The following is a 24,186-nucleotide window of genomic DNA, read 5'->3' on the forward strand; positions in this document are numbered from 1 at the left end:
GCCGCAGCGGGAGAGGGGCTGGGGGTGAGGGCCACTCCTCACCGGTTCGCCAAAGATTGACTCCCCTCGCCCGCCGCAGCGGGAGAGGGGCTGGGGGTGAGGGCCATGTCCGACCAACCATCCGATAAGCAGCCGCCCGCAGTCGACGCCCAGATCGAGGCCGACGACGACGCGCTGATCGAGAACAGCGGCCACCACATCGAGCGCCCGCCCGGCCCGGTGACGACGCGCACGAAGGCCGGCAAGGGCGCGAAGATCATCGGCAGCGGGATCACGATCGTCGGGGCCACGCCCGCGCCGGTGCCAGCGTCGGCCCCCCGGCCCGACAGCGTCAGTCTGGAGATCGCCCTCGGCCGTGACGGGGCCGGCTACCGCGCCGAGGCCCGCTTCGCCCGGCCCGACAGCCAGGCCGATGTGAGCGCCCCCGCCCAGCCGCTGGCCCTCGACCTCGCCGCCCTGCGCGCCCGCTGGCCCGACGCGCGGGCCTACGGCGAGTATCTCAGCGCGGCGCTCTTCGGCGCGCCGGGGCTGCGCGACCTGCTGCCCCAGGCGCTGGCCGCCGCCCAGACTCTGCGCGCTCCGCTGCGCCTGCTGCTGCGGATCGACCCGGCCGCCCCCGAGCTCCAGGCAGTGTACTGGGAGACCCTGCGCCACCCGACGAGCGGCGCGCCCCTGCTCACCAGCCAGCAGGTCTGGTGCTCCCGCTACCTCGGCAGCGCCGACTGGACGCCGGTCGATCTGCCTGCGCCGAAGATGCTCCGGGCGCTGGGGCTGGTCGCCGCGCCCAGCGACCTGGCAACATACCGCATGCCGCCAATCAACGGCCCGGCCGAGGTCGCGCTGGCCCACCAGGCCCTGCGCGGCTTCGACACAGGGGTTCTCCCGCCCGGCGCGGCCACGATCGGCAACCTCGGCACGGCCCTGCGCGCCGGCTGCGACCTGCTCTACCTGGTGGCCCACGGGGCGATGGTCGACGGGACACCGCGGCTCTGGCTGGAGCGCGACGACGGCGCGGCCGCCGTGGTTGACGGCGAGGAGCTGGCGATGCGCATCGGCGAGCTGGCCCTGCGCCCCCTGCTGGTGGTGCTGGTCAGCTGCCAGAGCGCCGGGCGCGGGGCCGAGGATATCGCCGCCGCCCTGGGGCCACGCCTGGTCGCGGCGGGGGTGCCGGCGGTGCTGGCCATGCAGGGCCAGATCTCCATGGCGACGGCGGCGACCTTCACCCCGGCCCTCTTCGCCGCGCTGCGCAAGGACGGCCGGATCGACCGGGCCGTGACCGAGGCCCGCGCCGCCGTGCGCGACCGCCAGGACTGGTGGATGCCGGTGCTGTTCACCCGGCTACGCGAGGGGCGGATCTGGCGGTGAGGAGCGGCGCGTAGGCTACCAGAAGGGCATGCCTGACGGCCGCATCCTGCACATCATGCGCCCCTCGGACGATGCCGATTATCTGTGAGCGTGCGGCAATGCCCGGCGCTGAGCTATCTGCGGCAGTGTCAATCCGGCACCTCGCCAAAGAGGCTCATCTGCGGGCCGGGGGGCGGGAGGAGCAGCAGCTTCTCCAGTCGGATCTGCATCGCCTGCAGCGAGACATCGAAGTGCTCGGCCAGGCCGCGCACGTCCTTACCGTAGCGGGCGATCGCCTGCTCGACCAGGGGCGCCGGCATCAGCAGCTCGGCTGCGAATGCGTTGGCCTCGATCTCCAGTTGGCGTACTTTGCGCTCAGAGAGGGCTGGGGTAGCGAAGGTGCCCGGTGCGGCGAATCCCGGCAGCGGGGCCTCGCGGATGGGCTTCGGGGACTGGCCTTCGCCATCGCCAGCGCCGATGATAGCGCTGCTACAGTCGTAGCTGCCGCTCTGGATGCCTTTGGCGACCACGTGGAGCCGATAGTGGCCAACCTCGTGGGCGATGGTGAAGCGCTGGCGGCGGGGCGAGTCACTGCGGCGCACCTCGATGATGCGCTGCTCGGCGTAGAGCCGCCCGGCCAGGGTGCGCGGGAGATCGAAGGTCACATCGATCGCCAGGAGGTAGAGCAGATCGGCGATGTCCTCGACGGCGATGGGCGGCTTCAGCGGGCCGACCCGCGCCTCCCATGCGGCCAGGGTCTGCCGGGCCTCTTTGACCGCGAACTCCTTCCAGCGCATCGCGGCTCCCTCAGTGCAGATTCAAGCAGCCTCTTTGGAGTTCGCAAGCACATCCAAGGAATCTGAAGGCGTCACACCTAATCTGCAATCTGCAATCTACAATCTGCAATCGCACTAGGGGCGCTCGCCCAGCTGCTCGTCGACCAGGATGCTGCGGGCGAAGACGGTGCCGTGGCGCGGGCTGCCGGCCTGCGCGGTGATGCGGGCCAGCGCCTTGAGGTACTCGACCGGGGCGGCCAGGGCCGAGGCGAGCCGCTCGATGATCACGCCGGAGATGCGCTGCGGGTCGAGCTTGTTCAGCTCCAGGTCGCGCAGTTCCTGCAGGTCGATGCCGGCCTGCGCCGCCAGCGCGCCCTGGGGCAGCTCGCGCTGGCGGCGCTGCGCCTGCACGTAGGTGCCGAGGGTGGGGAACTCCTGCTCGGCGAGGCCGAGCATCGTCGCGCAGCGCTGGGCCTTCACCGAGTCCTGCTCGCCGCACTGGAGCCGCCGCGCAAAGAGCACCGCGAGCTCAGGCGTGGCCGCGAACTCACGCATCGCCTGGGCGCGGCAGACCTCGATGTAGGGGCAGCGGAAGATCATCACCATCACTCCATTCCATGCCAGCGGGCAATCTTGAGCGCCTTTCTCATGGCGTCTACGCGGTCAGCAAAACAGATCGCAACCCCGCGCCGTCTGCTGGACTGTGAATACCCTAACTCTCCGTATGAGGGTGAGGATGCGTAGAGGGTGGCATCGCCAATCTGCTGATCAGCGCGCATTGTCGGCGCTCAGGTGGCAGTGCTTGTACTTGCGCCCGCTGCCGCACCAGCAGGGCTCGTTGCGGCCCGGCTTGCGCGCCGGCGCTATCAATGTTGGTGGCGCGAGCTGTCGGGCGGGCGCTGGTGGCAACACCGCTGGCGGATCCTCGGGCACCAGGTCGTCCCACAGGTCGGCGTCGGCGAGCAGCAGGTCGTCGATCTCGGCCAGGCGGCGTCCCTCCTCAGGGCTCAGGGGGCCAAGCCTTGGCGGGCCGAGGGACCCCGGGCCACCAGCGTTGAACTCCTGGCGCGCCTTGAGCAGGGTCCGCTCGTAGTTCAGCGAGCGCTGCTCCTCAAACGAGAGCAGCGGGCGCGACCCGCCGAAGCGCCGGTACAGCGCCACGTACTCATCGTAGAGCCAGGGCTCCTCGGCGTCGCCCCTGGGCCGGTTGAGCTGGCGGGTGATCCGGCCCAGCATGCGCCGCACCTCGTCCGCTCCGTACTCGCGGCTCAGGGCTGCGCGCTGTTTATCAGCCGATGTTGCGTCGAGACGCGGTACGACGAGCTGCGCGATCAGGGCGTGCGACAGGGCCGCGCGGCGGCGTATGATCCGCTCGCGCTCCAGGGGCGATGGGAAGCTGGCCGGGCTGTCTGGATGCTGCTGGGGCATTCGTTATGGCTCCTGAAGCAGCCGGTCGATAGCCTCGACCAGCCGCGGCTTGCGGCGGTGCGCGGCCTTCAGCCCCTCTAGCTCTGCGCGCCAGGCAGGCTCGGGCAGCACGGCGCGCAGACGGCGCAGCTGTCGTGCGGCCTCGTCGTAGGCCCGCACATTGGCCTGGGCGATCTGGCGTGTGGCCAAGTCGCGCCAGATCGCTGCCGCTCGCTCCGGGTGGGCCTGTCCAACCGCTGTAGCGATACGATCCTCGGCGACGCTTAGGCGCGCCTTCGCGGCCCGCGCCCGGTCATACCAGCTGAGTACGTCGGCGGGGCGCTGCTCGGCGATGGCGAGCTGGATGAGTAACTCGTACTGCGGGAATGGCTGCGCTGCGGTCGTCGGCTGGGGCGGGTCGGCCGGCGGCAGCGGCCAGCCGGCCTGCCCATCGGGGCGCACACCGTCCTCCAGGTAGCGTAGAGCCGCCTCCCGGACGGTCGGTGCCACCCCGGCCCGCGTGCTGTCGTCGAGCATTCGCTGGAGCGTGTGGATCGACGGCGCGCTGAAGAAGGCATCGGCCTGGAGTGCGGCCACGGCATCCCAGTCGCCGGCCTGGGCGCGCAGCTCGCGGATGGCCTGACGCAGCTCGCCGTCGGCGCCCGGGCGGCCGCCAGCCGCCAGCCCGTCGCGCGCCCATTGCTCAGCCTCGGCCAGCCGCCCCGCCGCACGCAGCTGCGTGACCATACGCGGGTAGCTGCCCGCGCGGCGGGCCTCCACGGCCACGAGGTCGAAGACCTCTTCGGCCCGCCCGGCTTTGCCCAGCACCGCAACCAGCCGATTCAACAGGCTGTCGCGGGTGAAGCGGGCCTCATGGTCGTCTGGCTTGCTGGGCGGCATGCGATCCAGGCGGGCGCGCAGGACATCAGCCACCTGCCCCCAGACCGTCGGCGGCTTGGGGCGATCCCAGACGGCAGCCGATCCACGGCAGAGGTCGAAGGGGTCGCGCAGCTCCATATCGATCGCCCAGAGGATCTGTGCGTCGGGCGACATGCTGCTGGCCGGGAGCGCGGCGAAGACCAGGTCGAGGCATGCGGACACCTCCTCGGCTAGGTCGCCCTCGTCCTCAGTCTCCTCGATCAGATCGGCCCCGGCCTCAAGGATCGGCCCGGCCAGATCGCACATAGCGTCGGCGGCCCCGGCGTCGCGCAGCAAGGCCAGCTTATCGCGGATGGCCTCGAAGTTCGGCCAGGGGCCGGAGCGCCGGCGGGCGCCGCTGAGCTCGCTGCGAATAGTTGCGGCGAGCCTCTGCGCATCGCCGCCGACTGCGCGGCGGCGGGCGGCGAGAGCGTCGGCAACGGCTGGCATGCGCTCGGCCAGATCAAGCAGCAGCGCCGCCAGCGCATCTCGGCTCAGGCCGTCGATAAAGGCCCGCAGCTCAGGGTCTACGCTCATAGCTCCTCGCCCCAGAACGGCTCGTAGAAGGCATCGTCGCCAAGGCGGGCCACGGTCGGGCCGGCGATCTGCGCCAGCGGCCCGCTCACGCCGACATCGATCCAGTCGTCGATGCTGCCCAGCGAGCACCAGCGCTCGGCAGAGAAGATGCGCCGCTCCCGGTCGGCGAGCCAGAAGCGCAGCACCGGCATAAAGCTGCGCTGGCTGTCGATCACGCTGCGGATCTGGGCGGTGAAGACAGCTGGCAGGCCGAGCGAGGCGCCCATCCTGCTCGCCAGGTCATCCCCGCCGATGTCAGGTCGCTCGCTGACCACGATCTGGTCATGCTTAACCGCGACGTGGTAGTCCTGGGGGCGCGAGCGCCGGGAGATGGCGGCCTCGACGGCGGCGATCTCCCCCGGCAGCAGCAGCGACGGGCGATCGCGCTCCAGCATCACCCGTCCGTTGGCGCTCTCGCTGATGCGGAAGCCCGCCGGGATCTGCTCGACCGGCGCGCCACGTGGCTCGCGGGCGAAGACGTAGCGCGGCTTCCCGGTCTTGGTGGTGGACTGGCAAAGGTGATAGGTCACCCCTTTGCGGTTGGTGTAGGTTACTGGCATTGTTTACTCGAACATCTCGGGTTGTTGAACCCTATTGTAGCCCACCCCGACTGATGATGCCACCAGGGTAGGTAGCGAGCGAGCGAAGGCTCAGCCCTCCTCGTCCAAGCAGTACAATACGCACATAGGAGGAACATATCCATAGGAGCAAGCCGAATGCCAAAGAAAGCCCGCCCCGCCGCCCAGCCCAACCCCGCAGTCAGGCTCTCGAACCTCCGCCCTCGCCTGGTTCAGCGCTTCGCAGAGCCGGGCGAGATGCCCGCGCTCTGGGCTGATCTCGACCGGCTCACCGGTGGGCTCAAGCCCGCCTCGTTCCTGCCAATCCTGGCTGCCGCCTTTGCCGCCACGCCCGACCTCCAGCGCGAGCAGATCGACGCGCCAGTGGGCGCATGGCTGCGCGAGCGAGGGCTGCTCGACGCGCTGCGTGGCCTGCTCCCCACCTGGCAGCATGGCCTCGCCAGCGCGGCGGCCCGCGCATGGCTTGAGGCGGGCGGGATAACGCCGCCCCCCGAGCTGACCCTCACGGCCGCTGATCTGCTCGTCGATGCCTACGAGGTCCGCGACCCATCGCAGGCTTCCGTGGCCCTGTTTTGGTACGAGGACGCGCGCCGCCGACGGGTGCGCGCCACCGCGTTCCTGATCGACTTCGAGCCGCCATGGGAGGGCGCGCTGAAGGATGTGGCCCACCAATCCTTCCGCAGCATCGACCACGCGCATAGCGATTTCTTCTCCGTCTGGCAGGAGGATGGCCTCCAGCAACGCCCTATCGACAAGGCCGATGCCACGCAGCACGTGTGGGCGGCGATCCGGCAGAGTCAGGCCCAGGGGATCAGGCTCCCCGCCGATTTTATCCCGCTGATGAGCGAGGTCATGCCCGTGCTCCCAGGTGTACCCAGCGCTTATTCGCGCTAACCAATCCCTTTGACGGCAGCGCGCAGATCGGCGCGCCGGTGGCCACCTTCCCGCGCTGGATGCTCTGCCCACACTGCCGGCTGCTCGCCCCGCGCGACTCCGACCTGTTCCAGCTCAAGAGCGACCCGATGCGGCCCGACCGGGCGCGCTACGTCCACGCCAACTGTACCAAGCCGGGCGCGCCGCCCACCGTGCTACCGGCGCGCTTCCTGGTGGCCTGCGAGAAGGGCCACCTCAACGACTTCCCCTGGCACTACTTCGTCCACAAGGGCCCGAGCGCCTGCGCCGGCGCGATCCGCCTGCTGGAGCTGGGCGTCTCGGGCGAGGCGGCCGACATCATCGTGAAGTGCGACGCCTGCGGCGATCAGCGGCGCATGTCCGACGCCTTTGGCGACGAGGGCAAGCTGGCGATGCCGGCCTGTCGCGGGCGCCGCCCGCACCTGCGCGACTTCGAGGAGCAGGGCTGCGACCAGCAGATGAAGGCCATCCTGCTCGGCGCGTCGAACAGCTGGTTCGGCCTCACCCTGGCCGCACTCGCGGTGCCCACGGCGGTGGGCACGATCAGCCAGCTGGTCGAGGCCCACTGGCTGATTCTGGAGAAGGTCACGAGCACGGAGGTGCTGGCCGCCTTCCGGGCGATCGGCCAGCTGCAGCCCTTCATCCAGGTGGGCGATGAGGATCTGTGGGCGGCGATTGCGCGCAAGCGGGGCGGCGCTGCGCGGCGATGGCATCACCACCCTGGAGGACCTCGTCGCCCTCCCGACGATCCGCCTGGCGCGCTACCCCTACGCCGGCGCGAGCCGGGCGGCGCAGCTGCACGCCCACGCCCAGGCGCTGCTCGGCGCCGCCCCCTACCGCAAGGCGGCGCCGCCGCCAGCGCTGCCCGTGCCGGCGCTGTTCTTCGACATCGAGAGCCGCCCCGACACGCAGGAGCCCTGGGCCTTCGGCTGGCTCGACGCCGCCGGCGTCCCCGGCATCGCCATCGTCAGCCCGCGCCACGTGACGGCGAAACGCACCCAGGCGCGCATCGCCGACATCCCCGTCGTCTTTGTGCGCGACATGGCCGCGGGCTGGGGGCACATCGCGGCACAGGTGGCGCGCACGCCGCTCGGGATGGTGCCGGATGCGGCGCATGATGCCGTGCTCACCCCGGCGCTGACCTACCTGCGCGCGGATCTAGAGGCGCTGCGGCACGTCTGGCTATGGCTGCGCGCAAGAGGCGGCGGCGACGCGCGATGATGATCGCCGCCCGGATCTTCGACACCGAGATGCCCGGCTACCGGGCCTGGCAGGAGGAGCACCCTATGCAAACCATCCGCCCCTGGCTGCTGATCGGGAAGTACCGCGAGGCCCCGCGCCTGCGCGACCGGCGCAAGCGCACCTACCAGGCCGCCCTCGACGCCCTGCCCGACGGCTCCTTCGTCGATCTCGGCGACGCGCCTCACCTGGTTCTCGGAGACAGGCTGCTGCCCTGGCGCCCCCAGGGCTACGGCGCGCCCATCGAACGACCGGCTGGTCTCATCGTCACCGCCTTCACCCCGCCCTCGACCGTGCGCGCCAGTGATCATCTCGTGCATACCTACTGGCGCAGGGCCGCGTCGATCTCAGCCAGATCGAACTCCTCGGGATCGAACTCGCCGCCTGCCCACTCCCGCAGCTCGTCGTGCTCGGGGTGCTCCGGGTCCGTGATGGCCGCCAGGAAATCTGCGTAGCCCCAGACCCCGCCGCAGTCCTCGGGCGGGCAGGCCCGCTTGCCCGCCGTGCAGCGCGGGTAGGCCACGCCTGGCTCCGGCTCGCGCACCTGCTCCAGTAGCACCACGTGCGTCCAGCTGTCGCCAAAGTCGTACTCGTAGCTGAGCTTCTGCTTGGGCTCCGTGAGCAGCTGGTTCAGCTTGACCCGCCGCTCGTCGCGGACATCTTCATCTTCATAGTCCGGGTCCGGCACGCCGTACGACGTCCGGCCGATGCTGAACATGTGCAGGTGCGAGTCGGTCCAGCCCATCGCGGCCTGGATGATCGCGTGGAGCTTGGACAGGGTGCTATCGTCCGGCACCTCGACCCGCCGCCAGATCGGCGGCTTGCTGTCCTTGAGGGTGATCTTCAGCTGGTAGACCCGCTTGGGGGCGGCGGCTTTACGCGGCATCGGCTCCTCCTTCGTGTATCTGGCCGGCAACGACTGGCGCGATCTCCTGGACCCGCCCGATCTGGCCGTCCTCCAGGCGCACCTTGATCCCGCGGGTGTGCTGGGCCGCCGAGGTCAGGATGTCCTTCACCACGCCGACCGTCCGCTTGCCGGTGCGCTGGTCCTGCTTGCGCACGATCACGACCCGCAGCCCGGGCCGGATGTCCTTACGTTCCTGTCCGTTCATCAACCCTCCCCAAAGGCCCAGCCGGGCAGCGGCGCGCGGCGGGTGAGCCAGTCAGCTGGGTGTGTAGGTCATCGTCAGTCCCGTTCACGCAATCACATCGTATTGTACCCTGTCAGAGTGGCGCGTATCATGTCGATACTTCATCTCAAGCCCTGGGAGGAGGAGCCGTTCCATCGCTGGCATTCCCGATAGGCGGCTTTCGGCTCGGAAGCGCTCTCTGCGCTTGAGACAGCGTCATGATGCGTAGCGATGCGGTGACACTGCGCCCGGCGTAGACAAACCTACCTCGATGGGTCGATTAGGATAGCGCCAACATCTGCTATGATCAGCCTATGCACGATCGTGAGGAGGCACCGATGAGCGAGCTGACCGACCCGCCGCTGACCATCCCGGCCGGCACCCAGGTGGTGGCCCGCGAGGGCGTGCGCGACGAAAAGGAGCACAAGCGTGCTGGCGCTCTGCCGCCCGCGCCGCAGCCCGACAGCCTACGGCCCTCCATCATCTACCGCTGCGTGGTCGGCACGCTCAGCCTGGCCCGCCGCCTGGCCGAGCTGGAGCTGGCCGTCGAGGCGGGGGCGCTCACCCCGGCGCAGGTCGCCGAGCGGGACGAGCTGCTCGGGCGGATCGGCGGGTGAGCGCGCAAGCTACTGGGGCGTGTCGTGGCGCGGGGCGTCGGGCTGCGGCGCCTCGCGCAGGGCCTCCGCGAACAGCTCGCGCAGCTCGTCGTTGCCGAGGCGCAGGAAGCTCCCACGCATGATCATATCGTCCATAAACCCGCGGGCCTCATGGCGGGCCTCAGCTGCCGTATATGGGAAGCACGCGGGGTCATCCCACGACTCACCCTCCATGATCGGCGACCGCGCAGGCAGGATCGCGGGCCCCGCGTCATCATGGTCACGCGCATCCTCGTCGCCGCGTATCACGCGCGGGACGTGGTACGGCTCACCCAGCGGCTCCCCTTGCTGATTCACCTTCTGGAACTGCGTCTCCGTATCCCACGGCTGGAGCATCCGCGCCTGCTGATCAGGGTCGTCGGCGCGCTCCGCGCGGCAGAGCATCGGGAGCACGCGCGTGCGCGTGCGCACAAACGCGACCATCGCGGCGATCATGGCGAGGCGCTCCTCGGGCGGGCCATCCCCAAAACGGATCGCTGCGTCGACCTCGTTCGTAAAGCCAAGCAGCAGCAGATAGCGGCTGGCAAGGTAGCGCACCTCGGGCGTGAGCGGGACAATCTTCATGGGGTCACCTCGGAGGTTCTCGGCCCTGCCGCATCTCTGCGACTAGGACGGTGTACTCGCCGCAAGAAACGAACATTTGGTCGATTATAGCATCTCCTCGGTGTCCGTCAACGGGAAGGGCGCGACACGGTGCTGAATCAGCGAGTCTGCCTTGCCCGATGCCTGGCCCAGCGCCAGCGCCGCTGGCGCGGCATCCTCGGCCTCGCGGCGCTGCCGCCAGATGTCGCCGACGGTCGGTTTGTGGCCGACCATGCGCGGCGGCGGGGTGTCTACAACCTCGCCGCGTCTACAACCTCGCCCAAAGGTTGTAGATTGTCGTCCTGATGAGCTAAAACGGCCCGCGTCTACAACCTCATGTGCGTTTTCAAACACGTTGGCTTTTTCGTAGCACGCATCGGTGGTTGCGTCGGTGCCATCGCCGTTTTCACATGTTTCAGAAAAGGTTGTAGAGGTTGTAGACAATGCGGCGTTTATGGCGTCCTGATGCGCGTCTACAACCTCGTCTACAACCTCGCCTACAACCTCATCGGCGACGGGGTTGTAGACACCGCCGCTGCCGGGCTGGGGGCCGGCGCTGCCGCGCCGGTTGATGCTGGCCTGGGCCTCGATGATGCCCGTCCAGCCTCGAAAGCTGCGCCCGTGCACCTTGCGGCCCTCGATCTTGGTCGCGCCGATCCGCTTCAGCGCGGCGGCGATATCCATCTGGGTGCGTCGGTCGATCCGCCCGATCACCTCGTGGGCCGCCAGGATGTCGAAGATGTCGGTGTTGCTGATCACATCACTCGGATTGTTTGTGGCCACGAAGTACTCGTTGATATAATCGAAGAGCGGCCCTTTGGCTTCGTGACGCTCCGCGTTCACCTTGTCGCGCCAGGCGCGCTCCTCCTCGCAGGGCCGGCCGCGCTCGCCAGCCCGGTACAGGGCGACGGCCTCGGCCCACACCTGGCGCACGTCGATCTGGGTGTAGCTCCAGTCGATCCCGGTGAGGCTGATCACCAGGTAGCGCCGGTTGCCCGTCGGGTCGACCAGGAAGCCCTCGCCATCGTCGTTCACCGTGCCGATAAACGAGGCGCGCACGGGGCCGCGGATGTCGTGCCGCCCATAGGGCCGGCGGGCGATCACCTCTTCCTGGGTGAGCATCAGCTTCAGGATGGCGGCGGCGTGCTTGCTCGTTACGCCGTCCAGTTCGCCGATCTCCCAGACGAGCGACTCGATCATGCGTAGCGTGGTGTCTTTCGCCTCTGGCTCGAAGCGGCCCTCGTAGTAGGCCTCGGGCAGGATGCTGCCGAGCCAGCGGGCGAACTGCGATTTGCCTGCGTCCTGGGTGCCGGCCAGCACCAGCACTAGGTTCTGATCATGGTGGAAGATCCGCCCGACCGCGCCGATCAGCCAGCGGCGCAGGAACGCCTCGGCCGAGCGGCGCGTGCTGCCGTCGGCGTAGTGGATCACGTCACCAGATCGGGTGCGCAGATGATCGGCCAGGCGGGCGATATGGCTCTGTCCATCCCAAACCAGCCCGTCGAGCCGGTCGCGGGTGCGGGCAAACTTGTGACGCTCGGCCAGCACAGCGATCGCGCTCTCGAAGTGTCCCGGTCGACCGAGGTTCTGATCGATGATCGCGGCCTTGATCAGCTTCTCGGTGTGGTCATCGAGCCGGCGGCCGTTCAGGAAGTACGCGCCCGTCTCAGTCTCCAGCTGGAAGACGTAACCGGCCGCCTCAAGCGCGTTCGCCAGCGCCTCGACGGGGCCGACGGCGGCGGCGGCCTGTGTCGCCGATGCGCTCGCCGCCGTCTCGTAGGGCGTTGCCTGCACAATCTCCAGCAGTTCGGCCAAGTCGTGGCCGCCCTGTGCGAGCCAGTCGCTCACGTCGCCCTTGGGCGGCAGGCCCGACAGCCGCACGATCCGCACGCGAGCGCCCACGGCGAGCAGCGCCGCGCGCACCTGGTCGGCGTGCCGCTCGCCCGGCTCGTCGTTATCGGGCAGGATCACCACGTCGGTGCCCCGCAGCGCCTCGCTGAAGCTGGGCTGTGTCCACTTCTTCGCGCCCTCGGGGTTGCACGTCGCGGTGAGCCCAAACAGACGCAGCAGATCGACGTCCTTCTCACCCTCAGCGATGTAGACGGTCTCGCCGGCCGCGACGGCGGCGAGCACCTCGGGCAGGTGGTACAGGACGCGCGGCGCGCTGCCGCGCCCCTTCTTCCCGTTGGGCTGCCGCTGGGCAAAGTGCTTGTCGCCTTGCTGGTCGTAGTAGCGCACGACCTCGAACAGCGGTGTGCCGGCGGCGTCCATGTAGGTGTAGACAGTATCGCTGGCCCTGCTGCCATTGGAGTGAGGCCGCGAGACGCCGAGCTTGTCGGCCAGGGTGTAGAGGCTGCCGCCCGAGCCGGCCACGTGGTCGTACCATGCGCCATGCTCGGGGTCGTCGATGGTGAGGCTGAAGGCCTGCGAGTTGCTACCCGGTCGCAGGGGCGAGTTGGAGACGTAGCGATTGACGTCGGTCTGCTTCAGGTCGTAGGCGGCGAGGGCGGAAAGCACCAGGTCGGCGGTTGAGGCGGTCATCGCGCGCCCCCGATCTGGCCGGCGGCCCAGGATGCAACGCAGGAAGCAACGGACGGGCATGGCCTGACAAACTGTGTCTTAGCTGGTCGTAATGGCTGTGCGTCCTGGCGGGCTATGTCGTCCCCTGATACGGTCTGTCTTTCGCTTGGCAAGATCTTACTGATCTCGACCACCTGCTGAGATCAAAGGAGTATACCGTCCAGCGCTATGGCATCCACTTTCAAAACAACTACTACCGTGATGCTGCTGGTGTGCTGGGCGGATTCATCGGTCGGAGAGTCACGGTCTTTTTTGACTCGCGCGACACCTCTCGCGTACGCATCTGGGGGCGTCAGAATGCCGATGAGGAGCCTCGCTATATTTGCACCGCACACCTCCAATCCTTTGCGCCTACCCAGGCTGATCGGGCGGGCGTAGCTACAAAGAATAAACAGCGCCGTGATAAAACGCGCCAGGAGGTGAGAGAGCGACAGTCCGAGGGTAAGGAGGTACTCAAAGCCCTCGATGAGCTAGACGCTAGCGCGGAGACCGATGCAGCACAGGGCATATCGCCGTCTGAGTCGTCACCTGAACCAGCAACAAACATGGCTCCACCAGAGCATCCACCTGCCACACCTACAGACGCCCCGGCCTTACGGAGCAACAACAACGTGCCCGAGCCAGACGATGAGCCTGATTACGACGAGCTTCGCCGGACAATGCAGCGCAAGCAGCGTGGAGGCAGTAGGCCATGACGACAACATCCCAACCCGCAGAGCAGAGCAGCACAGAAGTCGTCACTGCAGAGAACATCCTGCCCTTCATCGAGCTTGACCAGTATCTCGATCTCGTAGCGATGTGCGACTTTGTACGCGAGTATCGCTATATGGGTCTCCTACGTGGCCCGGCTGGGGCAGGAAAGACCATCTCTGCGAAGCGGTATCGCGATGAGCAGCCATTGATGACCGCGAACGGTCAATCACCGGTGCTCTACTTCCAGCTCGCCCGCGGCGAGGAAAATCACAAGGCATTTTACCGCCGGGTGATTGAGGCCATTACTGGCGTTCCCTACCAGAAGCGCCTCTCAGCGGCCGACATGATCAGCGAGGCCAAGCGCCTTCTCCGGCGCTATGGTCACGACCTGATCATCGCCGATGAGATCGGGAATATGAACAATGACGGCATCGAAGGGGCCCGAACCCTGCATGACGAAGTTGGCATCCCGATCATCTTCATCGGTATGGACGACGGTTTCAAGGATCGCATGGAGTCAGAGCTGCCGCAGTTCTACTCGCGTATAGCCGAGGTGCTGGAATTTGGCCTGCTCTCCTATGAGATGCTCAAAGAAGATGTGCTGTCCCAGGTTTCGCCAGCCTCGCATCTCACATTCAGTCCTGGACAGGCCAACGCCGACGAGATCGCCGGCGAGTTGTTTACCGGCGCAGGCGGCAATAGCGAGAGAGGTGCCCGTTTTCGCGACGTGCAGGTGCTCCTGGTTCGCTGCCACCACATCCTGGCAGAGAAGCTCAAGCTGCGCGAGCAGCTGATAGCAGAGAACCCCGGAAGACGGGCGCCACGCATGCCAGTTTTCAACGCGGAGATCGTCCGTGAGGCGGTGAAGAAATCGAAGCAGCGCGGCAAGCAGCGTCGCCAGCCAGCAAAAGACGGCGGAAGCAAACCCAGCCTCGTTCGAGATGATACGAGCCAATCAGGGCCGGCTGAGGGGATTCCTAATGAGTCATCCTCAACATAAAAGTACTGCCGCAGCGGAATAGCTACAGCCCCTTTAGAAACAATCTCCCTGATTTCCTTGATAATTATCAAGGAAATCAGGGAGATTTTACAGCGATGAAACGCCTTACACATTCATTCGCTGTATCCCTTCACAAAGGGAAATTCACCGTCAGCATGTTGCCTCAAAAAAATCAGGGGGTTTCACACACACACCTGAACCCCGTCTTCGACCTCACTCCGCTTCGCGGGGCCGCGCATCCAGCGCCTCGCCCTGATCTGGCGCCGCCTGACTCTGCTCGTAAAAGGCGATGATCGGCTGGAGCGCGCCCAGCAGCTCAGCGGGGATCGCGTCGCGGGGCAGGATGCCGGCCACGATCGCGTGGGCCACCTGCATATCGTCAATGTTGGCGCTGTAGCGCCCCCACAGCTCGCGGGCCGGGCCGCGGGTGAAGGCGTAGACGCGGTCGCTCAGCTCGCCGGCGCCGATCTGGCCGCTGCGCCAGATGGCGAACTGCTGCTCAAGGTCGGCCAACGCCAGGCCCAGCTCGGCCTCGTATGCCTGGGCCGCATACTCGCGTAGCAGCCGCCTCACACGCTTGGGGTACTCCCGCATCTGCCCTTCTATGCTACTGCCCGCTGGCACACAGCCCTCTATCGACGCTTGCGTCGCACCTGCGACATGCAATACTGCGAACCGTAGCACGCCCGTTTACGGGCCGGGCACGCGCAGGGTGATAGCGTTCCTTTTGCGGTACTGCGATAGTATATTAGACCCTATTGTATCACGGCTTTGGCGACGATGGCTCGATCGATGGGGATGAGGATCTCGTCCCCATGGACGATGACATCGGCGCCCTGATGGCCGCATTGTACGTAGAGCGATGCCGTCGCCGCGCTGCTCGCCGCCGGCGACCCGGCCGCGCGGATGGAGTATGCCGCATAGGGGAGGGGGACACGATGACTCACGCAGATGCACACGGCGATGCCAGCGTGGTGGCCGCGCTGTTCGCGCACAACACATGGGCCAACCTGAAGCTGCTGGACTTTTGCGCGCAGGTGAGCGATGCGCAGCTCGACGCCACGGCGATCGGTGGCTATGGCTCGATACGTGCGACGCTGTCACACATCATCAGGGCCGAGGTGAGCTATGTGGAGCGCGTGAGCGGCACGCGCCCGCCCCGCCCGCTGGCCGGCGAGCAGCCTCCTAGCTTTGCGCTATTGCAGGAGGTGGCCCGCTGGGCCGGCGATGAGCTGCTCCAGCTGGCGCTCTCCGCGCGGAAGGATACTATCGTTCGCGAGCGCGAGCAGGGGCAGGTCTGCGAGTACCCGCTCGCGAGCCTCATCGTCCAGGAGGTGACCCACGCGACCGAGCACCGCACGCAGATCGCGACGATCATCACGCAGCTGGGGATGGAGCCGCCCGATCTGAGCACCTGGCAGTATATGGTGGAGACCGGGGAGTTTCGGGAGTTTGCCGAGGGCGAGGGCGACGCGTAGCGAGCCCGCGACGGGGCGCCTGCTTCAATGAGCCGGGCGAGCGAGGCTGCCGCCGTGCCGACCCCCAGGAGCGCATTATGAACCTCCCAACGCGCATCCGCCGCGCATGGCTCACCCTGATCAAGCATACGCTGAACCCGCTGACCCGCCGGCTCGCCCGATCATCCATCGGGCCATTCAGCCTGATCCGGCACGTCGGGCGGCGCAGCGGGAAGACCTACGAGACGCCGCTGATCGTCGCCCCGATCCGCGGCGGCTTCATGATCGAGCTGACCTACGGGCCAGTGGTGGACTGGCACAAGAACATGGTGGCCGCCGGCGGCTGTACGGTCGTCCACCGTGGGCAGGCGTATGTGATTGATCGGATCGAGCGGGTAGACACCCAGACCGGACTCGCCGCCTTCCCGCCGTCACAGCGCCTCATGCTGCGCCTGTTCCGCAGGACGCATTTCGAGCAGCTCCTGCTTCGGCAGCAGCCCTGATCAGCGCGCGCTGCGAACGTCAGGGCCCGACCCGGAGCCCATGCGCACTGACCGTGCGCTCGTAGCCGCCGTCCCCCGTCGCCGCGCGCTCGTAGATGAGCTGGCCCCCCTCTCCTGAGCCTGTCCGCTACGACGACAAAGCGAGGGCGGTATGGACGACCTGCTACAGAAGATCAACACGCGCCTGCAACACTACAGCCGCGATGAGCTGAGAGAGATCACTCAGGGGATGGTAGCAGGATACAACGCAGACCCTATGAGTACCTCCCAATACATCCGTCAAACATATGTAACCGTAAGTATGATTTGCAAGTATGATTTGCTCATACGGCGCACTGAGGCGTACCGTAATAGCGACTGATTATCTGATCACGATGCACAAAGGCATCGGGCTGAAGAACGCGCACCTGATCGCTTAGCTCAACAATAATGGTACCAGCACAAGGGCAGCCGTGAGGTGTCCGTACAGAGCATGTGGCGCGTGATACGGCATCTGCTTCCAAGGTAGCTTCAACAGCTTTTCGCTGGGTAGCGGGCTGTGCTACACAGCGAGTTGTTACCTGCGTGCAGAGCAACCTGACATGAGAGAGGCTACGTATCGCACTAAAGACATGCTGATTTGGATGATCGTATCTGTCTCCGTCTGTGCCAACTGAGATGACAACAATTGAAGGATTTACCGCTCCCAGCACATCAAGTGGATCTGCGCCTTTCCAAGAGCCGTGGTGGGGAAACTTGAGAACATCGCTTTGCAAAGAGGAGTGGCGTTTTTGCAACTCACTCCACCCAGTCGGCTCAATGTCTGCTGTAAGGAGGGCCGATGAGCCTGGGCCTTCAATCCGTAACACAGCCGAGGTGTTGTTTAGTCCCAAGTGGAATAGCTTTCCAATCTGTGCATGTGAGGGCTGGAGAATTTTTATCGCCTGAGCAATCATTCCATCTATCTCTAGGTAATCACCACGCCGAGGACGTAACAATCCAACACATGCATCCTCGTGCGGCGACTGATTCGTCCATGCCATCAACTCTCGATACGCAGTGATGCGCGTTCGCTCGCGCCGTTTTGGATCGCTATACATCTCACTATGCTCATCAGCATCGGGGAGTGGCTGTTGGCGGTTAGATGGCCAGTTGAAAACAAGACGTTCGCACTCGATCCCAAGTTGCCCTCCACAGTTTTCGAGAAAACTTACCGCCTCTCTGTAGTGATCAAGGTGGAGGTGCGTAATGATCAGCGCACGGATGGATCTGACTTCTGCGAATCTCAAATACTCAATAACGGTATCTGCCTCGGGGCAATCAATGATTACAGCCTCGCCGGTGGCCGGAACCGTAACTACGATACTATCGCCCTGTCCCACATCGAGGAATGCAACCCTGACACTGTGCTGAAATGTCATTCGGCGTCATCTCCATCCGAGTTGAAAATACTCCCCAATTCTTGAACTAGTTCCGTCTCACTGCGATAGGTGTACTGCTGCGGAGTAAAAGAGCCCCATATAACATGTTCGAGCGTTCGTCTGCGCTTATTAATGAAGGGGATCTTCGCACGGAAGGCGGCCTCGGGTCGTAATAACCAACCGGGCATAAGCGGGTCAATCGGCACTGTCTGTAGGTCGTCGAAGCCGCTCATCCACAGGGTTATGGTCCCCTGCTCAGCCTGCACACTCTCTACGATGCCGCTGATGATGTAGTCAGCAGTCGAGCGATCCGGCTGCGGGTCAAGCGTAATCTGGGGATGCTCATCCCACTCGGCAACTGCGCGTAGCCGCGCATACGTAGCGTCATCAAGATCGTATGCAGTTCGCAATATCGAATCAATTGTTTTTTGTGCGCTGTCTGGAAGTATCTTATCGTCCCCTGCGGCTAATTCAAGTTGACGAACCGCATTGGTTAGGTCGTTATAATCTTTAGTGTCAAGATTTCGGGGAATAGGTATTGTTTCAATAATACGTCGTCCAATCCACGGATAGCTTCGATTCTCAGCTACCCACGCATTGCTGACATACCAGTTAAGGATGGCACTTAATACCTCATTAGTAAAATCCGCACTGACCTGTGCAAGAGGCGAAATAACCCAGAAACTATGCGAAACATGACATCCTTTACGTTCAACGACTGATTTTGCTCGCCTACCCCAACTAGGATTAGGTGATGCTATCATGATAGTCTTCTGTGAATCTAGAATATTCCGGTTTTCAAGGCGCGGTTCCTCAAAATCTCTCGGGTATACTACATTAATCGCCGCCTCGTAGTTAATATACCAAGCTCTTGGCACTACGTGCGGAGCATTAGTCAACCATAAGACATTACGATTAGATGTGTGTTGCAACCAACGCTTATTTTGCTCCTTCTTGCCCCGTATAGTGCCAGGAAAAATAACCGACAAAGATTGGAGATTATCGCACTTTTGCCGCAACATATCCCACGCAGACCTTGAAAGGATAACTGAAGGTGCTATAAGGTGTGCATTTTTTGATGCGCTTGTACTACGAGTTTCAATATTCCAGCGCGATTGATTTGACACGATATTGGATGCCGTGAAAACTTCCGATTTCTTAAAAGCGTCAAGCGTGCTATTCTGAATATCACGTGTACGCACAGAAAAAGCCACCTTTTGCTTTTCAGCATTTTTGCGAGCGAATAATACAATTGGCTGTACGGTAGCATCTGGAAAAACCTTACCCGGAAGTTGCCAAATCTCAGTGATGTCGCAATTCTCAAGCAAACGGTGGCGCACCGTTGGGGCCGCTTCAGAAGCAAGAAATGATCGTGGCATAATCATTGCAATGTAACCACCTGGTTGAACTCGACGCACTGCCAAATCCAGATGAGCATTCGCAGCCTCAACTCTCGTACGACCTTCTCCAGGCATCAGTTCATCAAGCGTCTTCGGCTGATCCCGCCTGCCGCGAAATGGCGGGTTGCCAATAATGACACCGGGCTGATGGGTCTCAATCCAGGGCCATGTGAAGACACCGTGGTGGTCGATATGCCAGCTATCTTCTGATGTTGAGAGCAAGAGGCCAAGGCCAGCGAGCTGTGCAGTAAACGCATGAATGTCATTTCCAATAATATGCTCGCGCGGTGATCGGCCACGCATATCACTGAGTTGCGCCAGGCGCTCGACGCCTGCGATGAGAAAACTTCCCCAGCCGCATCCCATGTCTACGATTGTTCGCTGTTCAGGCGGCAGGTATTCGATAGGGATGTTCTGGAGAATACGACGGGTAAGGTAAAGCGGCGTGTCGTAAAAACCCAACTCCTTTCGCTGCTCTTTGCCATATGCAGCCGTGTAAAGGTTGCTGAGCATCTCCGGGACAAAGCCGGAGTAGTAGACTTGGCGCAGGATGTTGTAAGCGCGTTCGAGGATCGTGTAGTCGATAGCAGAAAAATCGGCAGCGTGAAAATACCTCGGAAATCTATTAATCGCGATAGACAGCAACTGGTTTAATGAAAGGGCAAGCCCTTGCTCTCGAACCGATTCACCCAGCACACCAGTGTCAGCAAGAATAGTTGCACCAAGCATCCGTATGGCCAGACCAGTAATAGTCTGATCCGCAATGCCTGGCATGTTGGCCATGTCAGCCCGCAACTGCGCGACTGCCTGTCCAAACATCTCTACCAGTGTGTCGCGCGTGACACCTATCGCCCAGAGTGCTAATTGCAGCGGCGCGAATTTCTTTAGATGGGGATGTGTGAACTGACTGCGACCCTGCTTTACTTCAACGATCTGTTCAGGAGCGAAATCCGCCTTGTATTCATAAAGCGCCTGTGACAAGTTTGAATAGGGAATGTCGCTGCCTAGTGCGATGGGCTCAATGCTCTTTCCATCCGATGCGCTTGCCCAGAATGAGAACCGATCATGTCGATGGATAATGTGGAAGGGAGCTGCTGTTTGGGCAAGGGTTGCGATTAGTTGCTGGTCAGGCACGCCATTTGTGGCGTTATACACTGCGCACCCCGAGTACTCCGCAGGAGTACGACGGGTGCGGTCAGCAAAGGCAAGCACATTGAGTCTGAAATCACCATCACGACTGGTGAAATTGTAGGAGTCGAGAATGGCTTCGCGTGCAAACCCTCGCTCGACCAGACTGTCATATACTGCCTGGTGAGCATTCTCTGGAAGAGGGGTGAAATGCAGCACGGGCCCGCCCGGTGTAGCTCGCGAGAGCATCTTCGTCGCTTTCAATCACCGCGTGTCCGGATAGAACAAGCGTACATCTCATGGCATAATATCAGTTTTGGCTATCTCCTGCAAGCGTGAGGGCTGACTAGCGATGGTTATATTCGGCTTCTTGAAGGCAAATAATCGCAGCCCCCCAGCTCACTCCGGCCCGAACGGGAAGTGCCGCACATCGCCCGCGACGGCCTCTAGCAGGGTCGAGATCTCGCGCCGGTCGTCCTCGTCCAGCGCCTCGGCGGCGACCGGAGCCCGCTCGACCAGGGTGCTGAAGACGCCACGCCGCTTGAGGATGTAGCGCATGAAGGGGTAGGTCTCCAGGTTGATCAGCGGCAGCAGGCGGCGGTGCAGGTCGCGCGCGCCGGCCTGGTCGCCGGCCCACCAGCGCTCCATCACTAGGGCCAGCAGGTCGGCGACCTCGCAGGCCGGCATGCAGCCGTCGGCCCCGCGGCGCAGCTCGTCGGGCAGGAACTTGCCGGCCGCGCCGCCGAAGATCGTCTTGACCTTGTCGCCGACCAGCGCGCGCACCTCGGCGATATGCCTCGGCCCCGGGGGGCGCTCCTCCTTGATGTACTCGATCTGCGGCACGTCCTCGACCAGCCGCGCGATCTGCTCGCCGGTGAGCGGGGCGTACTGGGCGGCGTTCTGGAGCACGATCGGGCCCTGGAAGGCGTCGGCCAGGCGGTGGAACATCTCGATCGCCATCGCCTGGCTGGCGCGGGCCGGGGCCATGGCGATCACCGCGTCGGCGCCGGCCCGCCGCGCGGCGCGGGCGAAGAGCAGCACCTGCTGGATCGAGACCCCCGAGCAGCCGAAGATCAGCGGCAGCCGGCCGTTGACCTCCTCAAGCACGGCGTCCAGGTTGCGGATGCGCTCCTCCTCGCCCATGAAGTAGAACTCGCCGACCATCACCGGCCAGACGATGCCGTGCTGGCCGCTGCGGCAGCAGAAGTCGGCGGCGGCGCGCAGGTCGGGCGTGTGGATCTCATAGTCCTCGCGGTAGGGGGTCGGCAGCAGGCCGAAGACGCCCCTCATATACGGGAAGCGTGTCATGTGTCCTCCCTCTCCCTACACTCGCGGTTGCTCCATCCCGATGTGAAGGCGCGGGCGGTGCCCTCGTCCGGGTCGTAGGCGTGGCGCACAGTGCAGCCCGTGTCGTTGCCGAGCATGTGGATGCTCACCGACGGCCCCTTCGAGACGGTGGCCACGCTGTGGACATCGCCCTCGGGCGGCATGAGCAAGTAGTAGTCGCCCGGCCGCAGGTGGTTCTGCTCGATCTGTTCCAGCGGCGCGTGCCCGTCCGCGATCTGGCCGTGGTCGCCGAGGCGCCGGTAGACCCGCTCGTCCTGCTCGCCGCTGTAGAGTCCGACCAGCCCCCAGGCCAGGTGGTCGTGGACGGGGGTGGCACTGCCGGGGGGGACGACCAGGCTGAAGAGGGACAGGCCGCCGTCGCCGGCGCGGTAGAGCAGCCAAGTGGCGATCCCGCCGCCCATGCCTCCCTCGGCGACGGGCTGCATGTAGCTGTCGGGGAGCCAGCTCGGGTCGGCCAGCAGCTCGGTGAAGGCGGGCAGCAGCAGCTCCAGGGCCTCGCGCGCCGGGTGGGCGGCCATGGCCGCGCGCACCTCGCCGATGAACTGCCGCACCCGCGGCGTGTCCAGGATGAACTCGTCGTCCATACATGTCCCTCGCTGGGGCGTAGCCCCATGCGCATCAACGTTAGGGCTGCCGCCCTAAAAACTTGTATATATCTGGTTGACATTGCTGGCTTCGCCAGCAATGTCAACCAGATATATACTCATGATCAGGGCTATCGCTCCAGCGGCTTGCCCGCATCGTTGCCCCACTCGTTCCACGATCCGTCGTAGATCGCCACGCGCCGGCCGGTGGCGATCTCCACGGCCAGGGCGGCCGGGGTGGCCGAGACGCCGCCGTTGCAGTAGGCCACCACCTCGCGATCCCCGAGGTCGCCGAGGTCGACCCCGGCGGCCGCGAAGCGCGCGCGCAGCTCCTCGGGCGAGGCGTAGGTGTGGTCCTCGGCGCTGAGCAGGCCCTGGTAGAAGACGTTGGCCGCGCCGGGGATGTGGCCGCCGCGCGCGGCCCGCGACTCCTCGCCGCGGTACTCCTTGTCGCTGCGGGCGTCGATGATCAGCGCGTCCGAGCCGAGCCCGGCCAGCATCTGGTCGGCGGTGCGGCGCAGGGCCGGCTGGGGGCGGGGCGTGAAGGTGGCCGGAGCGAAGCTGGGAGCCTCGGCGCTCATGGGACGGCCCTCGGCCTGCCACTTCAGCAGCCCGCCGTTGAGGATGCGGGCGTTCTCGTGGCCGTAGTAGCGCAGCACCCAGAGCAGCCGGCCCGCGTACATCGAGAACCAGTCGTCGTAGGCCACCACGACGGTGTCGTCGCCGATGCCCAGGCCGCCGAAGAGCGCGGCGACCTTCTCTGGCGGGGCGACCTGCGCCGGCACCGGGTCGTCCAGATCCACGATGTCGCGGGTCCAGTCGATGTAGGCCGCGCCGGGGATGTGGCCGGCGGCGTAGTCCTCGGGGCGGGCGAAGTAGTGCGGCTTGGGGTCGGTGGGCGGCAGCACCTTGCCGCGCATGTCCACCACCCGCACCTGCGGGTCGCCCAGGTGATCGGCGAGCCAGGCGGTGCTCACCAGCGGGCCGACGGGGAGATCGATCATGGGGACTCCTATTTGGCTGGTATCATAAGACAAGGGTACAGGGTACAGGGTACAGGGTACAGGGTACAGGGTACAGGGTACAGGCCGAATGCACAAGCAAGCGATGCGCGACGTCAAAAGGCAAAAGCGCCAAGCAATACCGTAACAGCCATTGATTGGCCCTACTACTATACCAAATCTTCACCTATGCTAGGGGTCTCACTATGCACATTCAGTTTCTGGGCGGGGCGAGCGGGGTGGGCGCCACCTGCCAGCTGGTGGAGGCGGGCGGGCGGCGCGTGCTGGTGGACGCCGGGGTGCGTATGGACGGCGCCGACCGCCTGCCGGACCTGGCGGCGCTGGACGGGGTCTCGCTCGACGCCATCCTGATCACCCACGCCCACGCCGACCACATCGGCGCGCTGCCGCTGGTGGCCGACCGCTACCCGGCCACGCCGATCTACGCCAGCCCGGCGACGATCCGGCTGATGGAGGTGATGCTGGGCGACGCGGTGCGGGTGATGGCCCGCCGCGCCGCCGACGAGCTGGAGCTGCCGCTCTACGACGAGGCGCTGGTTGCCGAGACGCTGCGCCGGCTGCGCCCGCTCCAGATGGGCGCCCAGCAGCTGCCCGAGCTGCGCGGGGTGATCGTGAGCGCCCAGCGCGCCGGCCACATCGCCGGGGCGGTCAGCATCGGCCTGGAGGCGGCCGACGGGCGGCTGGTGATCTCGGGCGACGTGAGCGCCACCCCGCAGCGGACGATCCTGGGCGCCGCCGTGCCCGCGCCGCGCCGCCCCGACCTGATGGTGCTGGAGAGCACCTACGGCGCGCGGCTGCACCCCAACCGCGCCGTCGAGGAGCGCAAGCTGGCCGAGGCGGTGGCGGCGGTGGTCGAGCGCGGCGGCCACTGCCTCATCCCGGCCTTCGCCCTCGGCCGCGCCCAGGAGGTCATCCTCATCCTGCGGGCCGCCCAGCGCGACGGGGTGATCCCGG

General features: G+C 65.2%; 25 protein-coding genes. 9 read left to right on the plus strand and 16 right to left on the minus strand.

Annotated features, from left to right (window positions below; all coding sequences use genetic code 11):
* Positions 1-105: 105 nt before the first annotated feature.
* The gene (locus tag K2Z83_RS12835; protein WP_220595585.1) at positions 106-1,365 is read left to right on the plus strand and encodes a CHAT domain-containing protein; all 1,260 of its coding nucleotides are present in this window, start codon (positions 106-108) and stop codon (positions 1,363-1,365) included.
* Between the two features lie 128 nt (positions 1,366-1,493).
* Here K2Z83_RS12835 and K2Z83_RS12840 read toward each other — a convergent pair whose 3' ends face one another.
* The 5 genes from K2Z83_RS12840 to K2Z83_RS12860 all read right to left on the minus strand — a co-directional run bounded on the left by K2Z83_RS12840 (position 1,494) and on the right by K2Z83_RS12860 (position 5,581).
* A complete protein-coding gene (locus K2Z83_RS12840) occupies positions 1,494-2,141 on the minus strand; it encodes an ImmA/IrrE family metallo-endopeptidase (RefSeq protein ID WP_220595586.1) in 648 nt (215 codons plus the stop codon).
* A gap of 114 nt (positions 2,142-2,255) precedes the next feature.
* Entirely contained in the window at positions 2,256-2,726 is a 471-nt protein-coding gene (locus K2Z83_RS12845; RefSeq protein ID WP_220595587.1) for a helix-turn-helix transcriptional regulator, read from the minus strand.
* Between the two features lie 162 nt (positions 2,727-2,888).
* A complete protein-coding gene (locus tag K2Z83_RS29025) occupies positions 2,889-3,548 on the minus strand; it encodes an SEC-C metal-binding domain-containing protein (protein WP_255603870.1) in 660 nt (219 codons plus the stop codon).
* Positions 3,549-3,551: 3 nt separating this feature from the next.
* On the minus strand, positions 3,552-4,982 hold the full coding sequence (locus tag K2Z83_RS12855) for a hypothetical protein (protein ID WP_220595588.1): 1,431 nt from the start codon (positions 4,980-4,982) through the stop codon (positions 3,552-3,554).
* Complete coding sequence (locus K2Z83_RS12860; protein ID WP_220595589.1) at positions 4,979-5,581, minus strand: hypothetical protein; 603 nt, start codon at positions 5,579-5,581, stop codon at positions 4,979-4,981. Before K2Z83_RS12860 ends, K2Z83_RS12855 begins: the two co-directional genes overlap by 4 nt.
* A 156-nt stretch (positions 5,582-5,737) precedes the next feature.
* Here K2Z83_RS12860 and K2Z83_RS12865 point away from each other — a divergent pair, with 156 nt between their 5' ends.
* Complete coding sequence (locus K2Z83_RS12865; RefSeq protein ID WP_220595590.1) at positions 5,738-6,493, plus strand: hypothetical protein; 756 nt, start codon at positions 5,738-5,740, stop codon at positions 6,491-6,493.
* Between the two features lie 194 nt (positions 6,494-6,687).
* Here K2Z83_RS12865 and K2Z83_RS12870 read toward each other — a convergent pair whose 3' ends face one another.
* On the minus strand, positions 6,688-7,224 hold the full coding sequence (locus tag K2Z83_RS12870; RefSeq protein WP_220595591.1) for a hypothetical protein: 537 nt from the start codon (positions 7,222-7,224) through the stop codon (positions 6,688-6,690).
* Here K2Z83_RS12870 and K2Z83_RS12875 point away from each other — a divergent pair.
* Positions 7,187-7,732 carry a hypothetical protein gene (locus K2Z83_RS12875; protein ID WP_220595592.1) on the plus strand — a complete coding sequence of 182 codons (546 nt, stop codon included), beginning with the start codon at positions 7,187-7,189 and terminating at the stop codon, positions 7,730-7,732. The genes K2Z83_RS12870 and K2Z83_RS12875 overlap by 38 nt on opposite strands.
* 340 nt (positions 7,733-8,072) lie before the next feature.
* Here the strand turns inward: K2Z83_RS12875 and K2Z83_RS12880 are convergent, their stop codons facing one another.
* On the minus strand, positions 8,073-8,636 hold the full coding sequence (locus K2Z83_RS12880; protein ID WP_220595593.1) for a plasmid pRiA4b ORF-3 family protein: 564 nt from the start codon (positions 8,634-8,636) through the stop codon (positions 8,073-8,075).
* Positions 8,626-8,862 carry a YwbE family protein gene (locus tag K2Z83_RS12885; RefSeq protein WP_220595594.1) on the minus strand — a complete coding sequence of 79 codons (237 nt, stop codon included), beginning with the start codon at positions 8,860-8,862 and terminating at the stop codon, positions 8,626-8,628. The genes K2Z83_RS12880 and K2Z83_RS12885 overlap by 11 nt, the downstream gene beginning before the upstream one ends.
* Before the next feature lie 356 nt (positions 8,863-9,218).
* Here K2Z83_RS12885 and K2Z83_RS12890 point away from each other — a divergent pair, with 356 nt between their 5' ends.
* Positions 9,219-9,497 carry a hypothetical protein gene (locus tag K2Z83_RS12890; RefSeq protein WP_220595595.1) on the plus strand — a complete coding sequence of 93 codons (279 nt, stop codon included), beginning with the start codon at positions 9,219-9,221 and terminating at the stop codon, positions 9,495-9,497.
* Between the two features lie 9 nt (positions 9,498-9,506).
* On the opposite strand, the gene K2Z83_RS12895 is transcribed toward K2Z83_RS12890, so the two are convergent.
* Both K2Z83_RS12895 and K2Z83_RS12900 read right to left on the minus strand, forming a co-directional pair.
* Positions 9,507-10,100: a hypothetical protein gene (locus K2Z83_RS12895; RefSeq protein WP_220595596.1), complete on the minus strand. Its 594-nt coding sequence runs from the start codon at positions 10,098-10,100 to the stop codon at positions 9,507-9,509.
* An 84-nt stretch (positions 10,101-10,184) separates the two neighbouring features.
* Positions 10,185-12,659, minus strand: a complete 2,475-nt coding sequence (locus K2Z83_RS12900; RefSeq protein WP_220595597.1) for a VapE domain-containing protein — start codon at positions 12,657-12,659, stop codon at positions 10,185-10,187.
* Between the two features lie 176 nt (positions 12,660-12,835).
* Between K2Z83_RS12900 and K2Z83_RS29950 the strand changes: the two genes are divergently transcribed.
* Together K2Z83_RS29950 and K2Z83_RS12910 are read left to right on the plus strand one after the other, a co-directional pair.
* On the plus strand, positions 12,836-13,393 hold the full coding sequence (locus tag K2Z83_RS29950) for a Mu transposase C-terminal domain-containing protein (protein WP_370650171.1): 558 nt from the start codon (positions 12,836-12,838) through the stop codon (positions 13,391-13,393).
* A complete protein-coding gene (locus K2Z83_RS12910; RefSeq protein WP_220595598.1) occupies positions 13,390-14,391 on the plus strand; it encodes an ATP-binding protein in 1,002 nt (333 codons plus the stop codon). Before K2Z83_RS29950 ends, K2Z83_RS12910 begins: the two co-directional genes overlap by 4 nt.
* Before the next feature lie 213 nt (positions 14,392-14,604).
* On the opposite strand, the gene K2Z83_RS12915 is transcribed toward K2Z83_RS12910, so the two are convergent.
* Positions 14,605-14,985 carry a hypothetical protein gene (locus K2Z83_RS12915; protein WP_220595599.1) on the minus strand — a complete coding sequence of 127 codons (381 nt, stop codon included), beginning with the start codon at positions 14,983-14,985 and terminating at the stop codon, positions 14,605-14,607.
* A 344-nt stretch (positions 14,986-15,329) separates the two neighbouring features.
* Between K2Z83_RS12915 and K2Z83_RS12920 the strand changes: the two genes are divergently transcribed.
* Together K2Z83_RS12920 and K2Z83_RS12925 are read left to right on the plus strand one after the other, a co-directional pair.
* Positions 15,330-15,869, plus strand: a complete 540-nt coding sequence (locus K2Z83_RS12920) for a DinB family protein (RefSeq protein WP_220595600.1) — start codon at positions 15,330-15,332, stop codon at positions 15,867-15,869.
* Positions 15,870-15,946: 77 nt separating this feature from the next.
* Complete coding sequence (locus K2Z83_RS12925) at positions 15,947-16,351, plus strand: hypothetical protein (protein WP_220595601.1); 405 nt, start codon at positions 15,947-15,949, stop codon at positions 16,349-16,351.
* Positions 16,352-16,674: 323 nt separating this feature from the next.
* On the opposite strand, the gene K2Z83_RS12930 is transcribed toward K2Z83_RS12925, so the two are convergent.
* From K2Z83_RS12930 to K2Z83_RS12950, 5 genes are all read right to left on the minus strand, one after another.
* Positions 16,675-17,751 carry a ComEC/Rec2 family competence protein gene (locus K2Z83_RS12930; protein ID WP_220595602.1) on the minus strand — a complete coding sequence of 359 codons (1,077 nt, stop codon included), beginning with the start codon at positions 17,749-17,751 and terminating at the stop codon, positions 16,675-16,677.
* Complete coding sequence (locus K2Z83_RS12935) at positions 17,748-20,543, minus strand: class I SAM-dependent DNA methyltransferase (protein ID WP_220595603.1); 2,796 nt, start codon at positions 20,541-20,543, stop codon at positions 17,748-17,750. Before K2Z83_RS12935 ends, K2Z83_RS12930 begins: the two co-directional genes overlap by 4 nt.
* Positions 20,544-20,678: 135 nt before the next feature.
* Positions 20,679-21,587, minus strand: coding sequence for a dihydrodipicolinate synthase family protein (locus K2Z83_RS12940; RefSeq protein WP_220595604.1), 909 nt, complete (start codon positions 21,585-21,587; stop codon positions 20,679-20,681).
* Positions 21,584-22,210: a hypothetical protein gene (locus K2Z83_RS12945; protein ID WP_220595605.1), complete on the minus strand. Its 627-nt coding sequence runs from the start codon at positions 22,208-22,210 to the stop codon at positions 21,584-21,586. Before K2Z83_RS12945 ends, K2Z83_RS12940 begins: the two co-directional genes overlap by 4 nt.
* A 131-nt stretch (positions 22,211-22,341) precedes the next feature.
* Positions 22,342-23,214, minus strand: coding sequence for a sulfurtransferase (locus tag K2Z83_RS12950; RefSeq protein WP_220595606.1), 873 nt, complete (start codon positions 23,212-23,214; stop codon positions 22,342-22,344).
* Positions 23,215-23,417: 203 nt separating this feature from the next.
* Here K2Z83_RS12950 and K2Z83_RS12955 point away from each other — a divergent pair.
* Positions 23,418-24,186 (plus strand): MBL fold metallo-hydrolase (locus K2Z83_RS12955; RefSeq protein WP_220595607.1); only part of this gene is annotated, 769 nt, incomplete at its 3' end.

Source organism: Oscillochloris sp. ZM17-4 (assembly GCF_019599295.1).
Classification (GTDB): Bacteria; Chloroflexota; Chloroflexia; order Chloroflexales; family Chloroflexaceae; genus Oscillochloris.

Excerpts from the sequence above, each read along its gene's own strand:
- K2Z83_RS12865 (WP_220595590.1), top strand. The coding sequence starts at position 5,738 with ATGCCAAAGAAAGCCCGCCCCGCCGCCCAGCCCAACCCCGCAGTCAGG.
- K2Z83_RS12940 (WP_220595604.1), bottom strand. The coding sequence starts at position 21,587 with ATGACACGCTTCCCGTATATGAGGGGCGTCTTCGGCCTGCTGCCGACC.
- K2Z83_RS12860 (WP_220595589.1), bottom strand. The coding sequence starts at position 5,581 with ATGCCAGTAACCTACACCAACCGCAAAGGGGTGACCTATCACCTTTGC.
- K2Z83_RS12885 (WP_220595594.1), bottom strand. The coding sequence starts at position 8,862 with ATGAACGGACAGGAACGTAAGGACATCCGGCCCGGGCTGCGGGTCGTG.
- K2Z83_RS12880 (WP_220595593.1), bottom strand. The coding sequence starts at position 8,636 with ATGCCGCGTAAAGCCGCCGCCCCCAAGCGGGTCTACCAGCTGAAGATC.
- K2Z83_RS12900 (WP_220595597.1), bottom strand. The coding sequence starts at position 12,659 with ATGACCGCCTCAACCGCCGACCTGGTGCTTTCCGCCCTCGCCGCCTAC.
- K2Z83_RS12925 (WP_220595601.1), top strand. The coding sequence starts at position 15,947 with ATGAACCTCCCAACGCGCATCCGCCGCGCATGGCTCACCCTGATCAAG.
- K2Z83_RS12845 (WP_220595587.1), bottom strand. The coding sequence starts at position 2,726 with ATGGTGATGATCTTCCGCTGCCCCTACATCGAGGTCTGCCGCGCCCAG.
- K2Z83_RS12855 (WP_220595588.1), bottom strand. The coding sequence starts at position 4,982 with ATGAGCGTAGACCCTGAGCTGCGGGCCTTTATCGACGGCCTGAGCCGA.
- K2Z83_RS12920 (WP_220595600.1), top strand. The coding sequence starts at position 15,330 with ATGACTCACGCAGATGCACACGGCGATGCCAGCGTGGTGGCCGCGCTG.
- K2Z83_RS12870 (WP_220595591.1), bottom strand. The coding sequence starts at position 7,224 with ATGCCATCGCCGCGCAGCGCCGCCCCGCTTGCGCGCAATCGCCGCCCA.
- K2Z83_RS12910 (WP_220595598.1), top strand. The coding sequence starts at position 13,390 with ATGACGACAACATCCCAACCCGCAGAGCAGAGCAGCACAGAAGTCGTC.
- K2Z83_RS12895 (WP_220595596.1), bottom strand. The coding sequence starts at position 10,100 with ATGAAGATTGTCCCGCTCACGCCCGAGGTGCGCTACCTTGCCAGCCGC.
- K2Z83_RS12915 (WP_220595599.1), bottom strand. The coding sequence starts at position 14,985 with ATGCGGGAGTACCCCAAGCGTGTGAGGCGGCTGCTACGCGAGTATGCG.
- K2Z83_RS12835 (WP_220595585.1), top strand. The coding sequence starts at position 106 with ATGTCCGACCAACCATCCGATAAGCAGCCGCCCGCAGTCGACGCCCAG.
- K2Z83_RS12840 (WP_220595586.1), bottom strand. The coding sequence starts at position 2,141 with ATGCGCTGGAAGGAGTTCGCGGTCAAAGAGGCCCGGCAGACCCTGGCC.
- K2Z83_RS12950 (WP_220595606.1), bottom strand. The coding sequence starts at position 23,214 with ATGATCGATCTCCCCGTCGGCCCGCTGGTGAGCACCGCCTGGCTCGCC.
- K2Z83_RS12930 (WP_220595602.1), bottom strand. The coding sequence starts at position 17,751 with ATGACATTTCAGCACAGTGTCAGGGTTGCATTCCTCGATGTGGGACAG.
- K2Z83_RS12945 (WP_220595605.1), bottom strand. The coding sequence starts at position 22,210 with ATGGACGACGAGTTCATCCTGGACACGCCGCGGGTGCGGCAGTTCATC.
- K2Z83_RS29025 (WP_255603870.1), bottom strand. The coding sequence starts at position 3,548 with ATGCCCCAGCAGCATCCAGACAGCCCGGCCAGCTTCCCATCGCCCCTG.
- K2Z83_RS12890 (WP_220595595.1), top strand. The coding sequence starts at position 9,219 with ATGAGCGAGCTGACCGACCCGCCGCTGACCATCCCGGCCGGCACCCAG.